We start from the raw sequence: 393 nt of genomic DNA, 5'->3' as shown, positions 1-393 counted from the left end.
TGTCTGCCCTGATCATGTGACTGACGGCCTGGTGTTTGCCTTCAAGGCCATGGGCTCGGTGCTGCCGATCGCAGGCTTCTTCTTCCTCGGCGCCAGCGAAACTGCGGCCCAGGTGCTGGGCATAGCGGCCGACAAGGCGCCCAGCCTGCTGTTCGAACTGGTACAGGCCGGCAAGGACTTCATTCCCGACAGCCGCATTTTCGTCGCCTTCGGCGTGCTGCTGGTGGGCATGATCACCGGTATCGATGGTTCCGGGTTCTCCGGTTTGCCGCTGACGGGCGCGCTGTCCGGCGCACTGGGCCCGGTGGTCGGCCTCAATCCCGCCACGCTGGCCGCGGTGGGACAGATGGGCGCGGTGTGGACCGGCGGCGGCACCCTGATCGCCTGGTCCTC

At 66.9% G+C, this 393-nt stretch carries 1 pseudogene; it reads left to right on the top strand.

The annotated features are described in order from the left end of the window. Positions 1 to 393 (top strand): annotated as a pseudogene (locus tag JK635_RS29255) (hypothetical protein); the annotation flags it as partial.

Origin of the sequence: Neobacillus paridis (genome assembly GCF_016765675.1) — a bacterium.
GTDB lineage: Bacteria > Bacillota > Bacilli > Bacillales > Cytobacillaceae > Neobacillus > Neobacillus paridis.
Note: the sequence above shows the minus strand (reverse complement) of the source record. Positions and strands in the feature narration are given on the sequence as shown.